The following is a 21,644-nucleotide window of genomic DNA, read 5'->3' on the forward strand; positions in this document are numbered from 1 at the left end:
ATGTCCGCCCGCACCAAATTCTACGTCGACAAGCAAGAAGGCAAGTGGCTCGGCGTCTGTGCCGGGATCGCGGACTACACCGGCTTCGACATCACGCTCGTCCGGGTCGCGATGATCGTGCTGACGCTGGCGACCTCGGGCTGGGTGTTCGTCGCTTATGTCGCGGCGGGCTGGCTGGCGCCAAAGAAGCCGCTGGGCCTCTACGAGACACAGGAAGACGCCAAATTCTGGCAGGGTGTCCGGACCAATCCCAAACGCTCCACTGCCGAGGTGCGCAGCAAGTTCCGCGACATCGACCGCCGGCTCGCCGACATCGAGCTGCATTATACCAGCCGCAACAGCCGGCTGGCCGAGGAAATCGACAGCCTGCGCTGAGCAACGACTCGGCCCGGCAGGGCTCAGGGAGAATCACGATGGACATGGGTTGGATGGTGCCGGTCGGCGTCGTCGGTGCGATCAGTGCGCGCCACGCCTTCACCACCTGGGTCAAGGCCAAGCATGGCTACCCGATCGAAGACGACAACCGGCGCAGCCGCCGTCGCTGGCGCGGCGCCACCGGGGCCGAGGATATCGAGGCGGAGCGCAAGATCATGCTGCTCAGCAACGAGAACGACAAGCTGACCGGGCAGGTCAGCCGGCTGGAGGAACGGATCGCCGTCCTCGAACGCATCGCCACCGATCCCGCCGAGCGTACCGCCCGCGAGATCGAAGCGCTCCGCGACAAATAGAAGGAACCGGCATCATGGGTCCCGATCACGTCTTCTGCATGGTTCTCGGCGCGGCGATCACGCTCGCCATCCAGTGGTACGGCCGCCGCAAGGTGCGGCAGGCGACCGTCGCCCCCGATCTGGAAGCGCGCCAGAACATCGACCTGCTCGACGCCGAGAACGCCCGCCGCATCGGCCAGATCGACCGGCTGCAAGAACGGCTGGCGACGGTGGAGAGCATCGTCACCGACCGGGCGCACCGGCTCGGCCATGAAATCGAACAATTGCGCGCCGGCTGAAAGGACTGACCGATGAACCCCATGATGATCCCCATCCTCGGCATCTGCTGCGGCCTGCTCGCGATCTTCGGCGGCGTCTTCGTCAAGCCGTGGTTCGCGCTCCAGCACCGCCGGATGGAGATCGAGGCGGACAAGGTCGCCGAAAAGGCAGCGCAATATGCCGCGCAGACCGAGCGGCTCGAGGAGCGCGTCCGCGTGCTGGAACGCATCGTCACCGATCGCGGCGCCGATCTGGCGCAGGAGATCGAGGGGCTGCGCGATCCGCACGTCACGCGCCTGCCGATCAACTGACCGGCGCTGCCCGCAGACACGATACCGACCGCCTCGCCCGCGAGGCACCGACCGACCGACGCGCCCCATGTTGGCGCGCGTCATCACCCACATCCGCAGCACCGCCGATCCCCGCTTATGCGATCGAAGGCTGCGCGACCGCTAACGGAGGCCGATCATGACCGATCCCAACGTCTATCTCACCCTTTCGCTGGTGGCGCTGGCCGGGCTGGCGATGCTCGTCACCGCTTGCCTCTCGGGCTGGCGTGGTTGGCTGGCGCTCAAGCACCAGCAGCTCGACGCGCAGGCGCCGATCGCGGCCGGCCCCTCCGCTGGCTCGCGGATCGAGATCGCCGATCTGAAGGAGCGCATCCGCAAGCTGGAGGCGATCGCGGCGGGGGTGGATCTGTAACGGGAAGTCCTCCCCCCACCCACCGTCGTCATCCCCGCGAAGGCGGGGATGACGAAGAGGGAATAGGCGGGACTTACGGCCCGACGGTTGCCCCTCCCCGTCCCCGCCTGTACCGCGCAGGGCATGACCAGCATCGCCGACATTCGCGACGAATACGACTTCCTCGATCCCGACGATCGCTATCGCCTGTTGATCGATCTCGGCCGCTCGCTGGAGCCGATGCCCGAGGCGTTGAAGACCGAGGCGACGTTGGTACGCGGCTGTTCGGCGTCGGTCTGGGTCTATCCGACGCGGCGCGACGACGGCACGCTCCACTTCCTCGCCGACAGCAACGCCGCGATCACCAAGGGCATCATCGCGCTGGTGCTGCTCACCGTGCAGGACGGCTCGCCGACAGCGATCGCCGGCGCGGATATCGAGGGCGAGCTGGCGCCGTTCGATCTGAAGAACCAGCTCAGCTCGAACCGGACGCAGGGCATTCCCAACATGATCGCGCTGATCCGGGAGACCGCGGCGCGCTACGTCTGATTGCGGGCGGCGGGGGCCGGCCCCGCCGCCAGCCGCGCCGTCAGTTCGGCGACATCGGCGTCCTTCGGCACCACCAGCCACGTGCCGGGCGCGCGACCGTCGATCATCGCCACCGCATTGCGCGGGCACAGGCCGAGGCAGCGCGTCTCGACCACGCCGAGTGTCGCCTTGCGCCCCTTGCCCACGCCGAGGATCTTACGCAGCACCTTGGCGAGCGGCGTGCGCCCCTTCTTGCCGAAACCGCCGTCGAGCTTCTTCGAACATTTGCCGCAGACGAGGATCGCGCCCTGCCAGGCGCTGGGGACCTGCTTCAGCGGGGGCGCCACTCGCGCCGCTCCTCTGCCGCGCGCAACACCTCATAGGCGGCCTGCACCGCCTGAAAGCGGACCGCGGCATTGCTGTCGCCGGGGCGGATGTCCGGATGGTTTTCCTTGGCGAGCTTGCGCCACGCCGTCTTCACCGCATCGAAGTCCGCGTCGGTGTCGAGGCCCAGCGCCTCGAGCGCATGCATCTCGTCGCGCGAGCGGCTGCCGTCGCCCGAGCCGCCCCAGGCGTAATGGCTGGCATTGGCATAGCCCGATGCGGCGCTGGTTTCCGACGCCTCGCGGCGCGCCGCCTCTTCCGCCGAAAGCCCCTCGAAATAATTCCAGCCGCGATTGTATTCGGCCGCGTGCGTCGCGCAGAAATACCAGCGATCCGGGCTGTTGGGCGACTTCGGCGCGGGGCAGTTGCCCGGCTCGTCGCAGCCGTGGCGGTCGCAGATCCGCACCGTCGTCGTCTCGCGGCCCGAGCCATAGCCGCGCCAGCGCGGAAACCCCCAATCGTTCGAACGAGATGTGCTGCGCGCCATCGGGACCACATAAGCCTTGGGCGGCGCGGCGCAACGGGGGCATGATGTCAGAGGGTCTGTAAGCCGGGTTCTGTCCACCCCCTTGCGGAGGATAGGCGACCATTCCTCTAGGACGACGCTTGCGCGCCGCCTCAAGCAACCAACCCGGGCGACGAGCTGAAACGAAGCCCATATGCCGCCCCTATTCGGTCTTGCTCCCGGTGGGGTTTGCCGTGCCGCCCCTGTTACCAGGCGCGCGGTGCGCTCTTACCGCACCCTTTCACCGTGGCGTGGCCGAAGCCGGCGCCGTCTGCTCTCTGTGGCACTTTCCCTGGGGTCGCCCCCGCCGGGCGTTACCCGGCACCGTCGTTCCGCGGAGCCCGGACTTTCCTCGCGTATCTCAAGAGATACCCGCGGCCGCCCGACCCTCTGACGCTGGTCGCCCTAGCGCGTGAATACGCGCTAGGGAAGCGGTGCCGGCCCGCGCCCCCTCCCGGCCACCCATCAAGATACCGTGTGGGTGGCCGGGAGGGGGCGCGGGCCGGCACCGCCCTGAACGCTGCTCTACCGCAGCGTTCAGCAAAATCAGTCATCCCCCTGCGGTTTGGGAAGCAAAAGCGCGAGCAGGATCATGCGGCATTCGGCGTCGATCTCGCCGTCGACCAGTTCGGGGCGGTAGCGGCGCTGGAACGCCATGATCGCCGCCATCGGATCGCTGACGTCATAGCCGAAGCGTTCGAGCGCGAGCAGGAAGCCGCCCTGCGGCCACATCGGGTCCATCAGATTGCGCGTCGGCCGCGGCAGCGCGAGGCGCAGCTTGGCGAGGCGATACCAGGGGAACAGCTCGCCGGGATCGCGCTTGCGCGCGGGTGCGATGTCCGAATGGCCGACGATATTGCCGCGGGTGATGCCGTGGCGGGCCTTGATCGCCGCGACCAGCGGGATCAGCGCGTCGATCTGCTCCTCGGTGAAGGGACGATAGCCCCATTCGTGGCCGGGGTTGACGATCTCGATCCCGACGCTCGCCGAATTGATGTCGGTGATGCCGCGCCAATGCGAGCGACCGGCATGCCAGGCGCGCATCGCCTCGTCGACCAGCCGGCAGACGGTGCCATCCTCCTCGACCAGATAATGCGCGGACACCTTCGCCTCGGGATCGCGCAGCCGCGCCAGCGCCGACGGCCCGTCCTGCATGCCGGTATAATGCAGCACGATCATGGTGATCGGCAGCGACCGCTCGTCGAAGTTCGGCGAGGGCGTCTCGAGGATTGTCATCCGCGCAGCCTAGCGAAGGCCGAACCGACGCGTAAGGGGGGTCAGGCGGCGGCGCGGGCGGCGGTGCGTTGGTACAGCCCGCGCAGGGCCCGGCTCGGCTCGAACGCGCTCGTCTGGCCGATCACCGTCTCGCCCGCGCCGAGCGCCAGCGTGCCGCCCGGCCGGATCGCCGCCGCGAAGCGCGCGAACACCTCGCTCTTGGCGGCCACGGAAAGGTAGAGCAGCACGTTGCGGCACAGGATCACGTCGAACGCGCCGGGCGGCGGCGGTTCGGCGACGAGATTGTGGCGGCGCACCGTCACCAGCCGGGTCAGTTCGGGCTTGGCGACCCAGTCGCCGCCATCGGCGTAGAACCAGCGGACCATCCGCCGGATCGGCAGACCGCGCTGTATCTCGAATTGCGTGTAGCGGCCGGCGCGGGCGCGGGTGACCGCCGCCTCCGACACGTCGGTCGCGACGATCTCGGGCACCGCCGCGCCGCCCTCCGCCCGTTCGGCGAACAGCATCGCCAGCGACAAGGGCTCCTGCCCGGTCGAACAGCCGGCACACCAGATACGCGGCCGGCGCCCCGCCGCCTCGGCAGCGGCGACCGCCTCCAGCACCAGATCGAAGATCGGCGCGTCGCGGAAGAAGGAGGTTTCCTGATTGACCAGTGCGTTGACGATCTGGTCGCCGACCCGCGCATCCTGGCCGTCGAGCAGCAAGGTGACGAGCTGGTCCAGCGTGTCGAGCCGGCGTTCGCGCAGCAAGGGCTTGAGCGCGGTATCGATCCGCCACGAGCGATAGCTGGCAATCTGCTGGCCGGTGCGGGCCTCGAGCAAGGCGCTGAAAACGTTGAGGGCGACCTGGGAGATTGCGGGCGGAGCGGCGGGGCGCGGCGCGGCGGTCATGGCCGCCGCCGCGCCGCGGCGAGGCGGCCGATCGCGTCGGGGGGCAGCACCGCATCGGCGCTGCCGCCGTCGGCGACCGCGCCTGGCATGCCCCAGATCACCGAACTCGCCTGATCCTGCACAAGCACGCACCCGCCGGCCTGTCGAACCAACCGTGCGCCCTCGGCGCCGTCGCGGCCCATGCCGCTCAACACCACCGCCAGCATGCGCGCGCCGAAGACCTCGGCCAGCGAGGCGAACATCGGATCGACCGAGGGCGTGCAGCCGCTCGCGGCGGCATCGTGGGTCAGGCGGATCGCCGCCGATCCGTCGCCGAGCGCCACGCAGCGCATATGCGCGTCGCCGGGCGCGACGATGATCCGGCCGGGCCGCAGCCGCAACCGGTCGATCGCGACCTCGCACGGGCGGTTGCCGATCACCGCGAGCTGCGCGGCGAAATAGGGCATGAACGATGCCGGCAGATGCTGGGTAATAAGGATCGGCAGGCGAAAGGTCGCCGGGATCTGCGCGAGCAGCGCGCTGAGCGCGTGGATGCCGCCGGTCGACGCGCCGATCGCCATCACGTCATATTCGTCGGCCGCCGGCGCGGCGCGCGGTACCGGCGTGGCTGCGGTGCGCAGCGGCACCACGGCAGGCGCCGGCCGGCCGGCGCAGGCGACGCTGGCGAGCCGGTCGAGCTTGTCGATCAGGATCTCGCCGAACTGGCCCAGCCGCTCGCCGCTTGCCGGCTTGAAGACGGTGTCGGTCGCGCCGAGCGCCAGCGCCTGAACGGTGGTCGCGGCGCCCTCGGCGGCCTGGCCGGAGACGACGAGGACGTTCGCCCCCTGCCCCGCCGCGATCAGGCCGGGCAAGGCGGTGAGGCCGTCGACGCCGGGCATCTGCACGTCGAGCAGCACGAACTGGACGCGCTCGCGGGCGAGCACCGCCAGCGCCGCGGAGGCGGTGCTGACGCTGGCGACCACCACATAACGGTCGGTCGCGGCGATGATCCGCTCCATCACCGCACGCGCCACCGCCGAATCATCGACGATGAGCACGCGCGCGGGCGAGCGGCGGCCCGCTGCGGCGTCCGGCTGGTGGAGGGGATGGGCGGCGGTGGCCATGGCAGGGCTGCCGCCCGTCAGGCCATGCCGACGATCTGGAGCTTCGATTCGAGCGTGTCGCGGTCGAACGGCTTCATTACATATTCGTCCGCCCCCGCCTCGATCGCGGCGCGGATATAGGCCATGCCGTTCTCGGTGGTGCAGAACACCACCTTGGGGCGCGAGGCGATCGGCGCCTCGCGTAGCGCGCGCAGGAAATCCATGCCGCTCATCACCGGCATGTTCCAGTCGAGCAGGATCACGTCGGGCGGCGAGGCGAGGCAGGCGTCCAGCGCCTCACGGCCGTCGCACGCCTCCGCCACGGTGAAATCGAGCGTCTCCAAAATGTGGCGCGCGACCTTCCGGATCACCTTCGAATCGTCGACTACGAGGCACGTCTTCATGGATAAGCCTTTTTACCAGCGATGACCGCTGCTTGGCATGATGGCAGCGAAGCGTAAGCGTCGCGTTAAGCGGCCAGCACCTGTTGCGGGACGAGAGCGGCGAGATCGACGATCAGCAACGGTTCGCCGTCCCGCTCTACCAGCCCGACGCCGACCTGCGCCCAGCCGCGATCGAGCGCGAGGCCGGGCGACAGCGGCTGGCGATCGAAGACGGACACGTCCTCCAGCTCGTCGACCAGAACCGCATAATGATGGCCGTCGATCCGGGTGATCACCGCGCGCCGCGTCGAATCGGGGGTTGGATCGAGGCCGAGCGCGGTGCCGGTGTCGATGACGGTGACCACCCGGCTGCGCAGCGCGACCAGCCCGCGCACCGCCGCCTCCGCACGGGGCACCGCGACGATCTCGGCGATGTCGACCACCGAATCGACCTGACTGGTCTCGATGGCGACGCCGCGGCCGGCGATCTGCGCGATCAGGAACAAGCCCATCAGCGGCCTCCCACGGCATGCGCCAGCGCATCGAGCAGCGCCGGCCGGTCGTAACGATAGATGCTCGCGGGATCGCCGACATCGTGACGCTCCTGACGCAGCCGCACGACGTTGCGCGCGGCGGCAGGGGCGATCGCGACGTCGTCCATGACGAGTGCGACATCGGCCGGGCCGTCGGGCGGCGGCTGCATCACGCAGCGATAGCCGAGCGCCTCCAGCATCGGCCGCAGGAACGTCTCCATCCAGCCGCCGGCATCGGGTTGCAGCCAGCACAGACGATCGCCGGCGAGCGGTTGCAGCGCGCCGGCGAACAGCGCATGCGCATCGAGCAATTCGACCTGTTCGCCGTCAATCATCACCACCCCGGCGACCGGCCCGACACCGCGCGCGGGCGCGACCTCGGTCGGCAGCTGGACGATCTCGACCGGTTCGTGGATCGCATAGGCGATCTCGGTGACGCCATCGGTGAGGCGCAGCACCGGGACGTCGCGGCGATCGCCGATCGGCGCGACGGAATAAAGCGGTACCAGACTGCCGCCGATCGCCAGCCGCAACTGGCCGCCGGTACGGCGGATCGTCTCGGTCGAGACCGGCTCGACGCGGTCGATCGCGGCGAGCGGCAGCACGCGGCGCTGGCCGTCGAGATCCTCAAACATCAGCGCGAGTACGCCGGGCGCCGCCGCGGCGACCACAGCGTCCTGCTCGGCGGCGAGGCCGTGCAGGAAGCGAAGGCCGGCGACCGCGGCGATGCCGGATGCGTCGAGCAGCAGCATCGGCAGGCCCGAATCGGGCAACGTATGGCCGGCATAGACGCCGGTCGCCATCACCGCCGGCGCGGCGGGCTTCACCACCAGTTCCTCGGTATCGATGACGTGATCGATCGCCAGCGCGTAATCGCCGTCGCGGGTGGAGACGATCGCCAGCGTCGTCTCGCCGCCGTCGCCGATGCCGAGCAGCCGGCCAAGCGACACCAAAGGCAGCCGCCGGCCGCGCACCGTCGCCACCTCGGCATCGCCGACAGTGTCGATCCGCACCGATTCGCCGCGCACGCGCAGGATCTCGTCGACCGACTGGCGCGCGATCGCGAACCGCTGGTCGCCGACGCCGACGACGATCGTCGACATGATCGACAGCGTCAGCGGCACCGCGATGACGATCGTCAGCCCCTGCCCCGGCCGGCTGGCGAGCTGGATACGTCCGCCGATATGTTCGATGTTGGACCGCACCACGTCCATGCCGACGCCGCGGCCGGAGATGGCGGTGACGGTGTCGCGGCTCGACAGGCCGGCGTGGAAGACGAGATCAAGCCGCGCCGCGGCGTCCATGCCGGCAAGCGCGGCATCGGTGACCAGCCCCTGCGCCCGCGCCTTGGCGGCGAGGCGGTCGACGTCGATGCCACGGCCGTCGTCGGCGATCTCGACCAGGATCTGGTTGCCCGACTGGCGCGCCGAGACGAACAGACGGCCGATGTCGGGCTTCCCCGCGGCACGCCGCTCGGCGGGGCGCTCGATGCCGTGATCGACCGCGTTGCGGATGATATGGACGAGGGGATCGCGCATCAGCTCGATCATCTCGCGGTCGAGCTCGACGTCGGCGCCGTCGATGCTGAGCGCCACCTGCTTGCCGAGTTCGCCGGCGGTATCGCGCACCATCCGCGGCAGCGCCGAAAAGAGCGCGTCGATCCGCTGCATCCGCGTGCGCGTGACGGTGTCGCGCATGTCGGAAACGGTCAGCGACAGCCGTTCCAGCGCCGCCTCGACCAGGGGATCGACCTGTTCGTCGCGGAGTCGGCGGGCGAGTTCGTTGCGCGCCAGCACCATCTCCGACATGCCGCTCATCATCCGGTCGAGCAGGTCGACGTTGAGGCGGACCGAACGGCTGCTGGCGCGGACCATCGCGGCGGGCTGGACCTGTGCGACGGGCCGAGCGTCCTCGGCGAGCGCGGCGATCAGCAGATCCTCGCTGGAATCGTCGAGCGCCGTGCCCGAATCGATCGCCTCGACCAGTTCGCCGATGCGATCGACGATCGCGAGCACCGCGTCGACCAGCAACGTGTCGGGCACGCGCTTGCCGTCGCGCACCGCGGCAAGCACGTCCTCGGCGGCGTGGCTGAGCCGCGCCAGCCGCGGCAGATCGAGAAATCCGCAGCTGCCCTTCACCGTATGGACGAAGCGGAAGATCGCATCGAGCCGCGCCCGATCGGTCGGCGCCGCCTCCCACGCGACGATCTCCCCCGAGAGCGCCTCGAGCGTCTCGCGGGTCTCGGCGATGAATTCCTGTAAAAGGTCGTCCATGGGTCCCCGGCAGTTCGTTACGGCTCATGGGGGGAGACAGGTTAAGGCGGCGTTTAGTCGTCGGGGGCGTGTATCGCGGAGGACGCGGGGCCTCGTCGAAAGTCGGCAATGTCGGCGGATCAACACAGTGTTCCTGCGAAAGCAGGAACCCAGGGGCCAAGCAGGACAACAGCTGACGGCATCCGGAACCCTGGGCTCCTGCGTTCGCAGGAGCACTGTTGCAGCTTTGCAGAAGTTCCGCGGGGATTTCTTCGATGCGATGCGGCGGCGCTTACATAAAAGGCACACAGAGGCCGGCTAGCCTGCGCGTATGGTGACCTCGCCAGCTCGTGATGGCCGGATGCGATCGGCGCTGGCGGCGGCAGTCTCGCCCTATCTGCTCGCGCATTTCGCCAAGAGCCAATTGTGGCATGCCAGCACCTTGCTGTTCGGCTTCTTCCTCACCGAGGCCTGTGACCTGAACGCTTCGGCGATGAGCCTGGTGATGGCCGCGACGCTCGCGCTCAACGGCGTGGTCGATGCGGCGCTGGGGGTCCACTGGCGCGGGCGGATGGTCGGTCTCGCCGTCGCGGCGCGGTTGCAGCTCGGCGCCACGCCGGCGACGTGCCTGTTCTTCCTGTCGTTCTGCGCGACGCCGTTGATCGGGGCGGAACTGCGGCTGCCGTGGGCGCTGGCGACGTTGCTGGGGTTCCGTGTCGCCTATCCGTTCATCGACGTGCCGCAGAATGCGATGGTCGCGCTGGCGCCGCTCGACGAGGACGGACGCTGCACGCTGCTCGCGCGGCGCAACGTCGCCTCGGGGCTGGCGAGCATCGCGGTCGGTGGCTGCGGCGGGCCGCTGCTGATCCACGGCCGTGCCGATCTGCCGTGGCTGGCCTGGGCGGCGACCCTGTCGCTACTGGTCTGCGCGACCGGCTGGTGGCTGGCGCGCACGCCGGTCACCGGGATCGCAGGGCCGCCGGTGCGGTGCGACGGGGACGGGGAGGCCCTGCCATTCACGACGATCCTCGCCGCGTTGACGGTGATGGTGGCGGCGAGTTCGTTGTTCCGCGCGCTCGAGCCGTATTATGCCGCTTATGCCGCGGGGGGTGTCGGGCTGCTGCTATGGGCGGGGATCGGCGGGCTCGTCAGCCAGCCGGCGTGGCTCGCCTGCCGGCGCCGGGTGCGGACCAGCGGCGCCTTGGGCGCGGCGGCGCTGGCGTTGCTGCTCGCGGCGCTGATCCTGCTCGGTCCGCTGCGGACCACGGCGGCGGGCGTAATCCTCGCCGGGCTCGGTTTCGGTGCGGGGACGAGCGGCCTGTGGCTGATGCTATGGGCGGCGATGATGCACCGCGCCGCGGCGGGCGGCGCGACCGGCTATGTCGGCGTCTTCACCTGCGTGTCGAAGCTGGCGCAGGCGGCGGCGATGCTGCTGCTCGGCCATGTCCTCGCCGGCTCCGCCTATCGCGATACGCTCGCCGATCCGCACTCGCCGCCGTCGCTGCTGATCGTCGCGGCGTTGACGACGCTGGCGGCGACGTGCGTCGCGCTGGCGCTCGCCTGCCGACACCGTGCAGCGTCCGGCGCGAGACTGCGGGCGGCGGTCAGCGGCAGCTAGGCGATTCGGTGCCGTCGGTCCCGAACCGCCAGATCGTCGTCTGCCGATAGGTCTGGCCCGGTCGCAGGATCGTCGTCGGGAATTGCGGATGATGCGGACTGTCGGAGACGTGCTGCATCTCCAGCGCGACGCCGTCGCCGGGCTGGTAGACGTGGCCGCTCGGCCCGGCGTCGCTGCCGTCGATATAGCCGCCGGTATAGACCTGCACCGACGGCTCGGTCGTCTCGATCGTCAGCGTCCGGCCCGACGCCGGATCGATCAGCCGCGCCACCGGCGCGAGCGTCCCGACGGGCTTGTCGAACAGCCAGGCGTGATTGTAGCCGCGACCCTTGAGCACCGGGCTGGCGATCCGCTCGCCGATGCGGCGCGGGCAGCGGAAGTCCATCGGCGTATCGGCGACCGGCGCCAGCGCGCCGGTCGGTATGCCGCCGGCATCGGTGACGATCGCTTGCGCCGCCTTGAGCTGCAGCCACTGGCCGAACACGCTGCCGCTGCCCTCGCCCGCGAGATTGAAATAGCTGTGGTTGGTGATGTTGAGCGCGGTCGGCCGGGTGGTGCGCGCGGTATAGTCGATGTGCAGCGCATTGTCGGCGGCGAGCCGGTAGCGCACCGTCACCGTCAGGCGGCCCGGAAAGTTCTGGAAGCCGTCGGGGCTGACCAACGTAAAGGTCGCGCGGTCGCCGCCCGATCGGCGGCTCACGCGCCAGTCCGCGGTGTCGAAGCCGAACGGGCCGCCGCCATGCAGCGCGTTGGCGCCGTCGTTGGCGACCAGGCTCACCGTCCGGCCATCGATCGCGAAGCGCGCGCCGGCGATCCGCCCGGCATAGCGCCCGATCGTCGCGCCGAACCCGTTCTTGCGGATCTTGGTCCGATAATCCGCGGCCCTGGGATAGCCGAGCACGACATTGGCGACGCGGCCGGTCCGGTCGGGCACCTCGATCGCGGTCACGATCGCACCCTGCGGGATCAGGCGGACCGCCATCCCCTTACCGCTGCGCAGCGTGATCGTCGGATCGGCCGGGGTCGGCGCGGTGGCGGCGGCGAGGAGCAGGAGAAGCATCACCCGCCGGTTCTATGGCAGCGCTTCCATCGGCGCGAGCTTCTTTTCACGTTGCACGGCGCGCCGGCAGGGTACGATTCTTGAACATCGGATACAGCCAAGGTTCAGCGCTTATGCTTAATGTCGCCGTCATGATTGACTCCGATCTGCCAGCAACCGGACCGCAAACGCCGCAGGCGACGCCCAAGATCAAAGGCGTGGCCGACGACATGGCCGCGATCTTCGGGCGCGAAGTGCGCAGCGCGCCCGCGGCACTGCCGGTCCTCGCCCACCCGGAACGACTGCGTCGCAGGCGTCGCCCGTGGCTGGCGATGCTCGCCGCCGGCGGCGTGCTGACGATGCTGACCGCGGGAATCGTCGGCGGCAGCAACGTCATGGAGGCACCAGTCGCCGTGCCGGCGAAGCGCGTCGCGACGAAGCGACCGCAACCCCTGCCGCAACCCGCCGCCGTACCGGCCGTCGCGCCGCAGCCCGTCCAGATCGCCGACGCCACTTCCGCTTTGCCGCCCTCGCCCGACGCCGGCACGGAAGACGCGCCGGTGACGCCCGAGGCCCCCGCCCCCCGTCCTTATACGCCGGCGCGGGAGATGAGCGTTGACGAACCGCGCCCGGTTGCGCCCCGCGTCGAACGCCCGAGCTATGCACCCGAGCGTGCCGCCGTACTGGCCACGGCACCGGTCCGCAGCGCCTGTTTCGACGAGGCGAGCTGCCTTGCGCCGCAATTGCGCAGCGCGGAGCGCACCGTCGCGATCGCCTACGACCAGGCGACGATGGCACAGGTCCGTGCCGGCACGCTGCGCGACTATCGCGACGAATGGCTCCGCGCCCGTCGCGCCGCCGTCCGGCGGCCGCGCGAGGCGTTGCGCATCTATGGCATGATCGCCGCCGACCTGCGCGTCTTCGCCGAGGACGCGCCGGCGGGGGATCGCGTGGCGCTGCAATGATCGGCTTCCGGCGCGAGCGGCTCGCGCCGGCGGACGGCGTGCGGGCGGGCGTGCAGCCGCTCTATGCGATCGGCGACGTCCACGGCCGCTACGATCTGCTGCATGCACTGCTCGCCGAGATCAATCGCGATGCGGCGGAGCGCTATCCGGGCGTGACGCCGCTGCTGGTGCTGTGCGGCGATTATGTCGATCGCGGGCCGGCGTCCGCCGAGGTGCTCGCCGCGCTGACCTGGCTGCTGCGCTCGACCGCCGTGGAAGCGCGGCTGCTCGAAGGCAATCACGAAGCGATGCTGCGCGACTTCCTCGAACGGCCCACCGATCATGGCCGCTGGCTGGCGGTCGGCGGCGCCGCGACGGTGCGCTCGTACGGCGTCGACCTGCCCGAGCCGGCCGAGCTGGAACGGCCGGCGGCGCTGACCGCGCTGCGCGACAGCCTGCTCGATGCGATGCCGACCTCGCATTATCATCTGCTTCTCCGGCTCGAACTGCTGATCGAGATCGGCGATTATGCCTTCGTGCACGCCGGTGTCGTGCCCGGCGTCGCGCTGCACGCCCAGCGCCGCGACGACCTGCTGTGGATCCGCGAGGGGTTCCTCGACCATCCGAAACCCGCCGCGTCGATCATCGTCCACGGCCACACCTGGACGGGCGACCGCCCGACGGTATTGCCGCACCGTATCGGCATCGACACCGGCGCCTACAAGACCGGCGTACTCACCGCATTGCACCTTTGCGAGGATCGCGCCGAGATCATCAAGGCGATCGACGGTAGCACCGCGCGCTGACCGGATTCACGAATAGCGTTCCTCCGTCCAGGGATCGCCGCGCATGTGATAGCCGTTGACCTCCCAGAAGCCGGGCGCGTCGGCGCCGAGGATGTCGATGGCACGCAACCATTTGGCGCTTTTCCACAGATAGAGGTGCGGGACGAGCAACCGCGCCGGGCCGCCATGCGCGCGCGTCAGCGGCGCGCCGTCCCAGCTGTGCGCCACCATCGCCTGCTCCGCCGCGAAATCGGCGAGCGGCAGATTGGTGGTGTAACCGTCATAGCCGTGCAGCATGACGAACGCCGCCGCGGCGCTCGGCTGCACCACGTCGAGCAGGTCGCGTGTCGCGACGCCGGCCCATTCATTGTCGTAGCGCGACCAGGTCGTGACGCAGTGGATGTCCGACCGGTCCTGCGTCTGCGGCAGCGCCATGAACGCCGCCCAGTCGAGCGTCACCGGCCGCTCGACCAGGCCGCCGATACGCAATTCCCACCGGTCGGTGGCGATATCCGGCTGGCGACCGAGATCGAGCACCGGCCAGTCGCGCACCAGATGCTGCCCGGGCGGCAACCGCTCGTCCTCGGGTCGCGCGCCATGGCCGGTCAGGAACTTGTGCTCGCTCGCCCAGCGCCGCTTCGAGCGGGTCAGCTTGCTGTCGGGCGGCGTCGCATCGTCGGTCATGTCGATCTCCGTTCTGCCGTACATCCCGCATCATCGCCCCCGATGGCAAGCGGGATGACGGGCAGGTGAATTCCGCGTCACGATGACGTGTCGGGGGCACGGCGAGGTTGAACGCGGCGGGTCGGCGACCGATCTCCGCCGCCGTTCACCGCGAGGACGAAGCATGACACCCGACGAACGCACCCTTCTGACGAATTTCCTCAACGAGCTGGTCGCGACACGCGGCGTCGCCAAGGACAATGAGGCGGACGCGCTGATCCGGCAGGCGCTCGCCGCCAATCCCGACGCGGGCTACGTGCTGGTCCAGCATGCGATCGTCGCCGACCAGTCGCTGCACGCCGCGCAGGCCCGGATCGCGGAGCTGGAACGACAAATCGCCCCGCCGGCGCCATCGCCAAGCTTTCTGCCGACCGACCGCGGACCATGGGGCGGGTCGCAACCCGCTTATGCGCCACCGGCACCGGAGGCACGGCCCGGCATCCTGTCGGGGGGGGGGCGGCCTCGGCAGTTTCCTGCGGTCGGCCGGCACCACGGCGGCGGGCGTCGCCGGCGGCGAGATGCTGTTCAGCGGGCTTTCCGACCTGTTCGGCGGCCACCACGGCGGCGGCTTCGGCGGCGGCGGCCAGGGCTTCCTCGGTACGCCGGAAGAGAATGTCGTGATCAACAATTACGGCGACGACGACGACAGCAACGACAGCAGCGACTGGTAGGTGCCGGCGCGGGCCGTGCCGCGCCGGACCATCGTCACTTCCCGCTCGGCGTGGCCCGCATGCTGGTGTAGCGAAGCGCACGACACCGCCCCTGTGGGCGACCGATCGAGGCAGACGCATGGCCCGCAAGCACGGCAAATACCGGTACGACGACGACCTCCCCGCCGAGGAGGAGGCGGCCCCCGTGCCCCCCTGCTGGCTGTGCGGCCGGCCGACGGGCAAGACGATCGTCTGGCATCATCCGGTGCCCAAGAGCCGCGGCGGGCGCGACGTCGTACCGATGCATCCGATCTGCCAGCAGACGGTGACCGCCAATTTCACCAATTCCGAGTTGCAGCGCCACGGCATGAACGCCGAGGGGCTGCTCGCCGACCCGGCGACGCGCAAGTTCGTCGACTGGGTGGCGAACAAGGACCCGGACTTCACCGCGACCATCACCAAGAAGCAGCGCTGACGCGGCGTCTATCGTGACGCGAGCGGGCCCCCCTGCGGCGCCGGCAGTTCGGCGATGTCCGACGAATCCGACCAGATATTGATCCCGCCATCGACCGCGGCCGCGTCGATCGCGGCGAGTTCGTCCGCCGAGAATGCCGGATTGTTCAGCGCGTTCAGCGAATCGTCGAGCTGGGCGACCGATCGCGCGCCGATCAGTGCGGAGGTGACGCGGGGATCGCGCAGCACCCAGGCGATCGCCATCTGCGCCAGCGTCTGGCCCCGTGCCCGCGCGATCCCGTCGAGCGCGCGGATCGCCGCCACGTTCGCCTCGCTGAGCAAGGTCTGCGACAGCGAACCGTCGCGGCTGGCCCGCGCATCGCCCGGCACGCCATCGAGGTATTTTGCGGTGAGCATACCTTGTGCGAGCGGCGAAAAGGCGATGCAGCCGGTGCCCAGATCCGCCAGCGTCGCGAGCAGCTCGCGTTCGATCCAGCGGTTGAGGATCGAGTAGCTCGGCTGGTGGATGAACAATGGCACCTTCTCCTCGGCGAGGATCGCCGCCGCCTGCCGGGTCAGCCCCGGCTCGTAGGAGGAGATGCCGACGTATAGCGCCTTGCCCTGGCGGTGGAGCTGCACCAGCGCGCCCATCGTCTCCTCCAGCGGCGTCGTCGCATCGACGCGGTGGGAGTAGAAGATGTCGACGTAATCGACGCCCATGCGCTTGAGGCTCTGGTCGCAACTGGCGATCAGATACTTTTTCGAGGAGCCGATGTCGCCATAGGGACCGGGCCACATGTCCCACCCCGCCTTGGTCGACAGGATCAGCTCGTCGCGATGCGCCCTGAAGTCGGTCGCGAGGACGCGGCCGAAATTCTCTTCCGCCGATCCGTAGGGCGGGCCGTAATTGTTGGCGAGATCGAAATGGGTGACGCCGCGGTCGAAGGCGCGACGCAGCACCGCGCGGCCGGTCTCGAAGACGTCGGTGCCGCCGAAATTCTGCCACAGCCCGAGGCTGATCGCCGGCAGGCGCAAACCGCTGCGGCCGGTGCGGCGATAGGACATGCCGGCATCGTAGCGGCCGGCAGCGGCGGTATAGGGTTCGGGAAAGGCCATGAAAAATCCTCGATCACGCAGCTGGGGAGACAGCGACCAAAGCCATCGCCCGGGCAAAAGGTTGCCGGATCGCCGGCGACTACATCGCCAGCGGCTTGTCGTAGCCGGTCAGTTCCAGATAGCCGCGACCGCCGGGCGTGCGCACCGCCCCCTCCCAATAGACCGGCAGGCCGCCGCGCCGCGCGTCGAGTTCCTGCGCGGCGAACAGCGGCGTCAGCCGGTGCGTCGTGACCTTGCCGTCGACGCGGATGCTGAGATCCTGCATCACCGGATAGACCGCCCCGGTCGCGCGGCTGCGCCAGGTGGCGACCGGCCGGAAGGCGACGTCCCCCGGCGCCAGCACCGTGGTCCGCCCGTCGGGCCGGCGCAAGGATCCGCCCGTCCAGAGCGTCCCGCCGCCCTTGCGCCGGATGCGGAACGCCATCAACGCCGATCCGTCGTCGAGGTTTAGCCCGGTCCAATCCCAGCCCTGCGCCGCGGGGGCGAGATAGTTGGACGACCATTCGCGATCGAGCCACGCCTCGCCGGTCACCGCGACCGCGCGCCCGCCGATCTGCACCTGCCCGGCGACCCGCAGATGCGGGATCGAATAATAATAGCTCGCTTCTTCGGGGCGCGGCCCCTTGCGGCTGTAGCCGCCGCGTCCCTGCGGCAGCGGCGGCTGCGTCGGCCGGAACGCCAGTGCCAGCCGAAATCCGTCCGCCGTCACCGCGGTCTGCCAGCGCCCGTCGGAGGCGCGCCGCAACCGCCAGTCGCGGATCGCCACGTCGGCGTCGCCGGTCCGCGCCGCGGCGAGACCGAAGCCCTGCCGCGCGGAGCGCTCGCCGTGCAGCAGCCGCCCGGTGGCCGGATCGGACAGCGCGGCATGCGCGAACAGCACCTGCCCGGCGGCGAACCGGCTGGGGTTGCGCGGATCGACCGGCGGACGCGTGCGGAAAAAGGTGACCTGAAAGCCGAGATCGCGTCCCTCCGCGGTCTTCAGCCAGCCGGTGACGTACCACCATTCGGTGCGGAAGGCGGGGTGCGCGCCATGATCGGCGGGAAAGCGCAGCACGATGCCGGATCGCACCTGCGGATAGGGCGCCGCCGCCGGGGCCGCCACCGCGACCGCCGCCAGCCAGCCCGTCATCGTCGCCAGCGGCTTCATCACCAATCCTCCCGTACCGAGTTGATCGCGCTGCGTGCGGTCGCGCGCCGCCCGGCGAGCACCGCCGTCACCGCCGCCGCCCCGGTCAGCGCCGCGGCGACGCCGACCAGCGTGCCGACCGGGATGCGGGTCGTCATCGTCCAGTTGAACGACTGCGGGTTGATGACGTGGATCAACACCTGCGCCAGCAGCAGGCCGAGGCCGATGCCGGCGAGCGCCCCGGTCAAGCCGACGATCGCGCCCTCGATCCCGAGCATTGCGGTCAACTGGCGGCGCGTCAGGCCAAGGTGGCGGAGCATGCCGAATTCGCGCTCGCGGGCGATGGTCTGCGCCGACATCGTCGCCGCCACCCCCGCCAGCCCGACGAGGATCGCCACCGCCTCGAGCAGATAGGTCACCGCGAAGCTGCGGTCGAACAATGTCAGCGCCAATTGCCGCAACGTCGCCGGCCGGGTGATCTCGACCTGCCCGCGCAGGCTCGCGGGCAGCCGCGCGGTGAGCGCGGCGGCGACGCGGCCGGCGTCCTGCCCCGGCGTCAGCATCACCGATATCTCGTCGCGGCCCTCGTCGCCGGTCAGCCGCTGATAGTCGCGCTCGTCGACCAGCACCGCGCCCGCTTGCCGGCCGTAGTCGCGCCACACGCCGGCGACGACGAAGCGGGTGCGGCCGGCGATCGGCAATTCGATCGTCTCGCCGGGATCCCAGCCGTACAGACGCTGCGCAGGCTCCGACACCCATACCGGCAAGGCGCCGGGCGGCAGCGACGGCGCACGGTCGATCAGCACCAGCAGCGGATCGCGGCCGCCCCGCTCGGGCCGCGCGATCAGGCTGACCGGTGGGCGGTCGGCGGCGATCGTCAGCGGCAATTGCCGGCTGAATGCCACCGTCGCGATGCCCGGCGTCGCCGCCAGCCGCGCGCGCGTCGCGGGATCGAACGACGCCCCAGCGGTGGTGCGCGCGTAAAGATCGGCGCCGAGCACGTCGCCGAGCCAATCGTCCACCGCGCCGCGGAAGCTCGTCACCATCGTCGCCATCGCGATCATCAGCGCGGTCGATGCGACGATGCCACACAAGGCGGTCGCCGCCTCGCCCGGCGCGCCGTGCAGGTGCCGCACCGCCAGCAGGCGCGGCACGTCGCCACCGCCGCGACGCGCGAGCGGCGCCAGCAAGGTCCGGGCGAACCACGGCACGCCCGCCACCCCGCCCGCCAGCATCAGCGCCATGCCGACGAAGCCGAACAGCGGCAGGCCGGCGACCGCGGGCAGCAGCGCCGCCACCGCGCCGGCGGCGAGCAGGGTCGCGGCGGGCCACCAGGCGACCGGCCGGCGCGGATCGAGCACGTCGCCGGCGTTCTTCAGCGCCGCCGCCGGCGCCGCCCGCGCCGCGACGCGCGCCGGCAGCGCGCTGCCGAGGATCGCCGCGGCCAGACCGAGCGCGAAGAAGCCGAACGCCGCCGCGGGCTGGAAAACGACCTGCGCACGACCGCCACCGAAATAGCCCGCGCCGAGATCGCCGCCGAACCAGTGCAGCGCCGCCCAGGCGAGGCCGTAGCCGGCGAGCAGGCCCGCGGCGGCCCCGACCAGCCCGATCGCGACACCCTCCACCACCACCGCGGCGATCACCCCGCCGCGCGGCATGCCGAGCGTCCGCAGCAAGGCGAAGGCGCGCTGCCGGCGGACCACCGACAGAGATTGCGCAGAATAGACGAGGAACCCCCCGGTCAGCAGCGCGACCAGCGCCAGCATGTCGAGATTGACGCGATAGGCGCGCGACAGCGCATCGCCCTGCGCGTTCTGCGACGCCGGAGAGGACAGCACGGCATCGGCGGGCAGCAGCGCACGCAGCGCAGGCTCGGCCGCGTCGCGATCGGACATGGCGAGATCGAGCCGGTCGATCCGCCCCAACCGGCCGAATCGCCATTGCGCCGCGGCGATGTCGATCACGCCGACCGCGGTCTCGTCCGCGCCCGGCAGCGTCCCCGCGATCCGCAGCGGCACCGTCCGGCCGTTGACGGTCGCCTGAACGATTTCCCCGACCCGCGCCTTCGTCTGCGCGAGCGCGCGGCGGGAGAGGAACAACGCCGCCTCGTCGAACACGTTGTCGTTGCCGGTATCGGGGCCGGCGGAGCGGATGCCGATCAGCGACGGCGTCACCGCCGCGGCGCGGATCACGTCGATGCCGAGCAGCGTCAGGCGCGTGCCGCCGATCCGCGCGTCGAGGCTGACGACCGGGCTGGCATCGGCGACGCCGCGCGCCGTCGCCACGCGCGGATACAGCGCCTCGTCGAAGCCGAGCGGGCTGGTCGCGCGCACCGACAGCTCGGCTGCGCCGCTGACGCCGCGCATCGCGCCGTCGAACGACGCCAGCGCCGATCCGTTGACGAGATGCACCGCGAACCCCAGCGCGACGCCGACCGCGATCGCGACCGCCGTGGTCAGGAAGCGCGCCGGATGGAACCGCCACTCGCCGCCGATCAGCCAGCCGAGCGCCAGCCGTCCCCGGATCAGCCCGGCGCGCTCAGCCACGCCGATCGACCAGTCCGTCCGCGCCGAGCGTCAGCACGCGTTCGGCGATCGCCGCGCTCGCCTCGGAATGCGTCACCATCACGGCGGCGGCGCCATGACCGCGCACCGCGGTGGCGAACAGCGCCAGCACCCGCGCCGCGGTATCGGGGTCGAGATTGCCCGTCGGTTCGTCGGCGAGGATCAGCGCCGGGCGATGGACCAGCGCCCGCGCGATCGCGACTCGCTGCAACTCGCCGCCCGACAGGTCGCGGGCATAGCCGGCGCCGCGCCCGTCCAGCCCGACCGCATCGAGCATCGCATCGGCCCGCCGGTCGGCCTCCGCCGCGTCCGGCGAGACCAGCGCCAGCGGCAAGGCGACATTCTGCCGCAGCGTCAGATAGGGCAGGATATGGAAGGCCTGGAAGACGAAGCCGACCCGCTCGCGACGCAGCCGCGTGCGCGCCGCCTCGTCGAGCGTGCCGAGATCGATGCCGTCGATCGCGACTTTGCCCTCGTCGGCGTCGTCGAGCCCGGCAAGGATGTTGAGCAGCGTCGATTTGCCGACGCCGGATTCGCCGATGATCGCGACCAGTTCTCCCGCCGCGACCGACAGGTCGAGATTGCGGAACAGCCGTCGCGGTCCGGGCACCGATTTGCCGAGCGCGCGTACCGCGAGCAACGGCCGCTCTCCGTGTCCACCGCTCGTCCCAGCGCCCATGCTCATCGTCCCGCCCCCCGCTGCGCGCACCGCAGGCTGCGCCGGCACCTAGTCGGTACATCTGGTCGCCCATTCGGTTCCCGCCGCTGTCGGGCGCGCAACGCGAGGGTTTTGCGAACCCGCAAGTAACGCAGGCGGTCGCAGGCAATGATGAGGCTCGATCGGTTTCCCCGACAGACCCGTCACCCCGGACCCGTTCCGGGGTCCACCGCGCCGCAAGGGCAACGCCGCGCCCCCAGCCGTGGACCCCGGAACCAGTCCGGGGTGACGGAGTGGGCTTGGATAGCGCCGGGCCCATGTGAACGGCCATACGCGATAGCGCCGCGATGTACCCCGGCAGAGGTCGCCCTCTTCAGCGTTCCCGTGGAGGCGGAACCTTGGCAAACCCAAGCCAGTGCTCCCGCGAAGGCGGGAGCCCAGGGCCAAGCAAAACAACATCCTATAGCGTGCGTGACTCCTGGGCTCCCGCCTGCGCGGGAGCACTGAT

Annotated in this window: 25 protein-coding genes, 1 other RNA gene and 1 pseudogene; 12 read left to right on the plus strand and 15 right to left on the minus strand. The window is 70.4% G+C overall.

Annotated features, from left to right (window positions below):
- From pspC to AC07U4_RS06040, 6 genes are all read left to right on the plus strand, one after another.
- On the plus strand, positions 1 to 375 hold the full coding sequence (pspC, locus tag AC07U4_RS06015; protein WP_038660925.1) for an envelope stress response membrane protein PspC: 375 nt from the start codon (positions 1 to 3) through the stop codon (positions 373 to 375).
- 44 nt (positions 376 to 419) lie between these two features.
- Complete coding sequence (locus AC07U4_RS06020; protein ID WP_249340674.1) at positions 420 to 728, plus strand: hypothetical protein; 309 nt, start codon at positions 420 to 422, stop codon at positions 726 to 728.
- 14 nt (positions 729 to 742) lie between these two features.
- The gene (locus AC07U4_RS06025; RefSeq protein WP_137898918.1) at positions 743 to 1,006 is read left to right on the plus strand and encodes a hypothetical protein; all 264 of its coding nucleotides are present in this window, start codon (positions 743 to 745) and stop codon (positions 1,004 to 1,006) included.
- A gap of 12 nt (positions 1,007 to 1,018) precedes the next feature.
- Positions 1,019 to 1,297 (plus strand): hypothetical protein, encoded by a 279-nt coding sequence (locus AC07U4_RS06030; RefSeq protein WP_137898917.1) that lies wholly within the window; start codon positions 1,019 to 1,021, stop codon positions 1,295 to 1,297.
- 157 nt (positions 1,298 to 1,454) lie between these two features.
- On the plus strand, positions 1,455 to 1,688 hold the full coding sequence (locus AC07U4_RS06035; protein WP_038660937.1) for a hypothetical protein: 234 nt from the start codon (positions 1,455 to 1,457) through the stop codon (positions 1,686 to 1,688).
- 123 nt (positions 1,689 to 1,811) lie between these two features.
- Positions 1,812 to 2,216, plus strand: a complete 405-nt coding sequence (locus tag AC07U4_RS06040; protein WP_038660940.1) for a SufE family protein — start codon at positions 1,812 to 1,814, stop codon at positions 2,214 to 2,216.
- On the opposite strand, the gene AC07U4_RS06045 is transcribed toward AC07U4_RS06040, so the two are convergent.
- The 9 genes from AC07U4_RS06045 to AC07U4_RS06085 all read right to left on the minus strand — a co-directional run bounded on the left by AC07U4_RS06045 (position 2,207) and on the right by AC07U4_RS06085 (position 9,481).
- Positions 2,207 to 2,542 carry a (2Fe-2S) ferredoxin domain-containing protein gene (locus AC07U4_RS06045; RefSeq protein WP_495194759.1) on the minus strand — a complete coding sequence of 112 codons (336 nt, stop codon included), beginning with the start codon at positions 2,540 to 2,542 and terminating at the stop codon, positions 2,207 to 2,209. The genes AC07U4_RS06040 and AC07U4_RS06045 overlap by 10 nt on opposite strands.
- Positions 2,527 to 3,066, minus strand: a complete 540-nt coding sequence (locus AC07U4_RS06050; RefSeq protein WP_038666657.1) for a J domain-containing protein — start codon at positions 3,064 to 3,066, stop codon at positions 2,527 to 2,529. Before AC07U4_RS06050 ends, AC07U4_RS06045 begins: the two co-directional genes overlap by 16 nt.
- A 43-nt stretch (positions 3,067 to 3,109) precedes the next feature.
- Positions 3,110 to 3,478, minus strand: an RNA gene (gene rnpB / locus AC07U4_RS06055) — RNase P RNA component class A.
- A gap of 152 nt (positions 3,479 to 3,630) precedes the next feature.
- Positions 3,631 to 4,320, minus strand: coding sequence for an N-acetylmuramoyl-L-alanine amidase (locus tag AC07U4_RS06060; RefSeq protein WP_137899044.1), 690 nt, complete (start codon positions 4,318 to 4,320; stop codon positions 3,631 to 3,633).
- 41 nt (positions 4,321 to 4,361) lie between these two features.
- Positions 4,362 to 5,210: a CheR family methyltransferase gene (locus AC07U4_RS06065; RefSeq protein ID WP_081974355.1), complete on the minus strand. Its 849-nt coding sequence runs from the start codon at positions 5,208 to 5,210 to the stop codon at positions 4,362 to 4,364.
- The gene (gene cheB / locus AC07U4_RS06070) at positions 5,207 to 6,313 is read right to left on the minus strand and encodes a chemotaxis-specific protein-glutamate methyltransferase CheB (RefSeq protein WP_495194760.1); all 1,107 of its coding nucleotides are present in this window, start codon (positions 6,311 to 6,313) and stop codon (positions 5,207 to 5,209) included. Before cheB ends, AC07U4_RS06065 begins: the two co-directional genes overlap by 4 nt.
- A gap of 17 nt (positions 6,314 to 6,330) precedes the next feature.
- The gene (locus AC07U4_RS06075) at positions 6,331 to 6,696 is read right to left on the minus strand and encodes a response regulator (RefSeq protein WP_038660946.1); all 366 of its coding nucleotides are present in this window, start codon (positions 6,694 to 6,696) and stop codon (positions 6,331 to 6,333) included.
- Positions 6,697 to 6,761: 65 nt separating this feature from the next.
- Positions 6,762 to 7,187 carry a chemotaxis protein CheW gene (locus AC07U4_RS06080; RefSeq protein ID WP_495194761.1) on the minus strand — a complete coding sequence of 142 codons (426 nt, stop codon included), beginning with the start codon at positions 7,185 to 7,187 and terminating at the stop codon, positions 6,762 to 6,764.
- Positions 7,187 to 9,481, minus strand: a complete 2,295-nt coding sequence (locus AC07U4_RS06085) for a chemotaxis protein CheA (RefSeq protein WP_495194762.1) — start codon at positions 9,479 to 9,481, stop codon at positions 7,187 to 7,189. The genes AC07U4_RS06080 and AC07U4_RS06085 overlap by 1 nt, the downstream gene beginning before the upstream one ends.
- 340 nt (positions 9,482 to 9,821) lie before the next feature.
- Between AC07U4_RS06085 and AC07U4_RS06090 the strand changes: the two genes are divergently transcribed.
- The gene (locus AC07U4_RS06090; protein ID WP_495194763.1) at positions 9,822 to 11,078 is read left to right on the plus strand and encodes an MFS transporter; all 1,257 of its coding nucleotides are present in this window, start codon (positions 9,822 to 9,824) and stop codon (positions 11,076 to 11,078) included.
- Here AC07U4_RS06090 and AC07U4_RS06095 read toward each other — a convergent pair.
- Positions 11,065 to 12,138, minus strand: coding sequence for an aldose epimerase family protein (locus AC07U4_RS06095; RefSeq protein ID WP_137899040.1), 1,074 nt, complete (start codon positions 12,136 to 12,138; stop codon positions 11,065 to 11,067). The genes AC07U4_RS06090 and AC07U4_RS06095 overlap by 14 nt on opposite strands.
- Before the next feature lie 197 nt (positions 12,139 to 12,335).
- On the opposite strand from AC07U4_RS06095, the gene AC07U4_RS06100 reads away from it, so the two are divergent.
- Positions 12,336 to 13,082, plus strand: a complete 747-nt coding sequence (locus AC07U4_RS06100; RefSeq protein WP_495194764.1) for a hypothetical protein — start codon at positions 12,336 to 12,338, stop codon at positions 13,080 to 13,082.
- Positions 13,079 to 13,867: a metallophosphoesterase gene (locus AC07U4_RS06105; protein ID WP_495194765.1), complete on the plus strand. Its 789-nt coding sequence runs from the start codon at positions 13,079 to 13,081 to the stop codon at positions 13,865 to 13,867. The genes AC07U4_RS06100 and AC07U4_RS06105 overlap by 4 nt, the downstream gene beginning before the upstream one ends.
- Before the next feature lie 6 nt (positions 13,868 to 13,873).
- On the opposite strand, the gene AC07U4_RS06110 is transcribed toward AC07U4_RS06105, so the two are convergent.
- Positions 13,874 to 14,530 carry a sulfite oxidase-like oxidoreductase gene (locus tag AC07U4_RS06110; RefSeq protein WP_495194766.1) on the minus strand — a complete coding sequence of 219 codons (657 nt, stop codon included), beginning with the start codon at positions 14,528 to 14,530 and terminating at the stop codon, positions 13,874 to 13,876.
- Positions 14,531 to 14,693: 163 nt separating this feature from the next.
- On the opposite strand from AC07U4_RS06110, the pseudogene AC07U4_RS06115 reads away from it, so the two are divergent.
- From AC07U4_RS06115 to AC07U4_RS06125, 3 genes and pseudogenes are all read left to right on the plus strand, one after another.
- A pseudogene (locus AC07U4_RS06115) lies at positions 14,694 to 14,799 on the plus strand (hypothetical protein); the annotation flags it as partial.
- Positions 14,800 to 14,838: 39 nt separating this feature from the next.
- Positions 14,839 to 15,240, plus strand: coding sequence for a DUF2076 family protein (locus tag AC07U4_RS06120; protein WP_495194767.1), 402 nt, complete (start codon positions 14,839 to 14,841; stop codon positions 15,238 to 15,240).
- A 118-nt stretch (positions 15,241 to 15,358) separates the two neighbouring features.
- Positions 15,359 to 15,694, plus strand: a complete 336-nt coding sequence (locus AC07U4_RS06125) for a hypothetical protein (protein WP_495194768.1) — start codon at positions 15,359 to 15,361, stop codon at positions 15,692 to 15,694.
- Between the two features lie 8 nt (positions 15,695 to 15,702).
- Here the strand turns inward: AC07U4_RS06125 and mgrA are convergent, their stop codons facing one another.
- The 4 genes from mgrA to AC07U4_RS06145 all read right to left on the minus strand — a co-directional run bounded on the left by mgrA (position 15,703) and on the right by AC07U4_RS06145 (position 21,163).
- Positions 15,703 to 16,788: an L-glyceraldehyde 3-phosphate reductase gene (gene mgrA / locus AC07U4_RS06130; protein WP_495194769.1), complete on the minus strand. Its 1,086-nt coding sequence runs from the start codon at positions 16,786 to 16,788 to the stop codon at positions 15,703 to 15,705.
- Between the two features lie 79 nt (positions 16,789 to 16,867).
- Entirely contained in the window at positions 16,868 to 17,935 is a 1,068-nt protein-coding gene (locus AC07U4_RS06135) for a lipocalin-like domain-containing protein (protein ID WP_495195021.1), read from the minus strand.
- Positions 17,935 to 20,460, minus strand: a complete 2,526-nt coding sequence (locus tag AC07U4_RS06140) for an ABC transporter permease (protein WP_495194770.1) — start codon at positions 20,458 to 20,460, stop codon at positions 17,935 to 17,937. The genes AC07U4_RS06135 and AC07U4_RS06140 overlap by 1 nt, the downstream gene beginning before the upstream one ends.
- Complete coding sequence (locus tag AC07U4_RS06145) at positions 20,453 to 21,163, minus strand: ABC transporter ATP-binding protein (RefSeq protein WP_495194771.1); 711 nt, start codon at positions 21,161 to 21,163, stop codon at positions 20,453 to 20,455. The genes AC07U4_RS06140 and AC07U4_RS06145 overlap by 8 nt, the downstream gene beginning before the upstream one ends.
- Positions 21,164 to 21,644 lie beyond the last annotated feature (481 nt).

The organism is Sphingomonas sp. GW821-FHT02B09 (assembly GCF_059421875.1).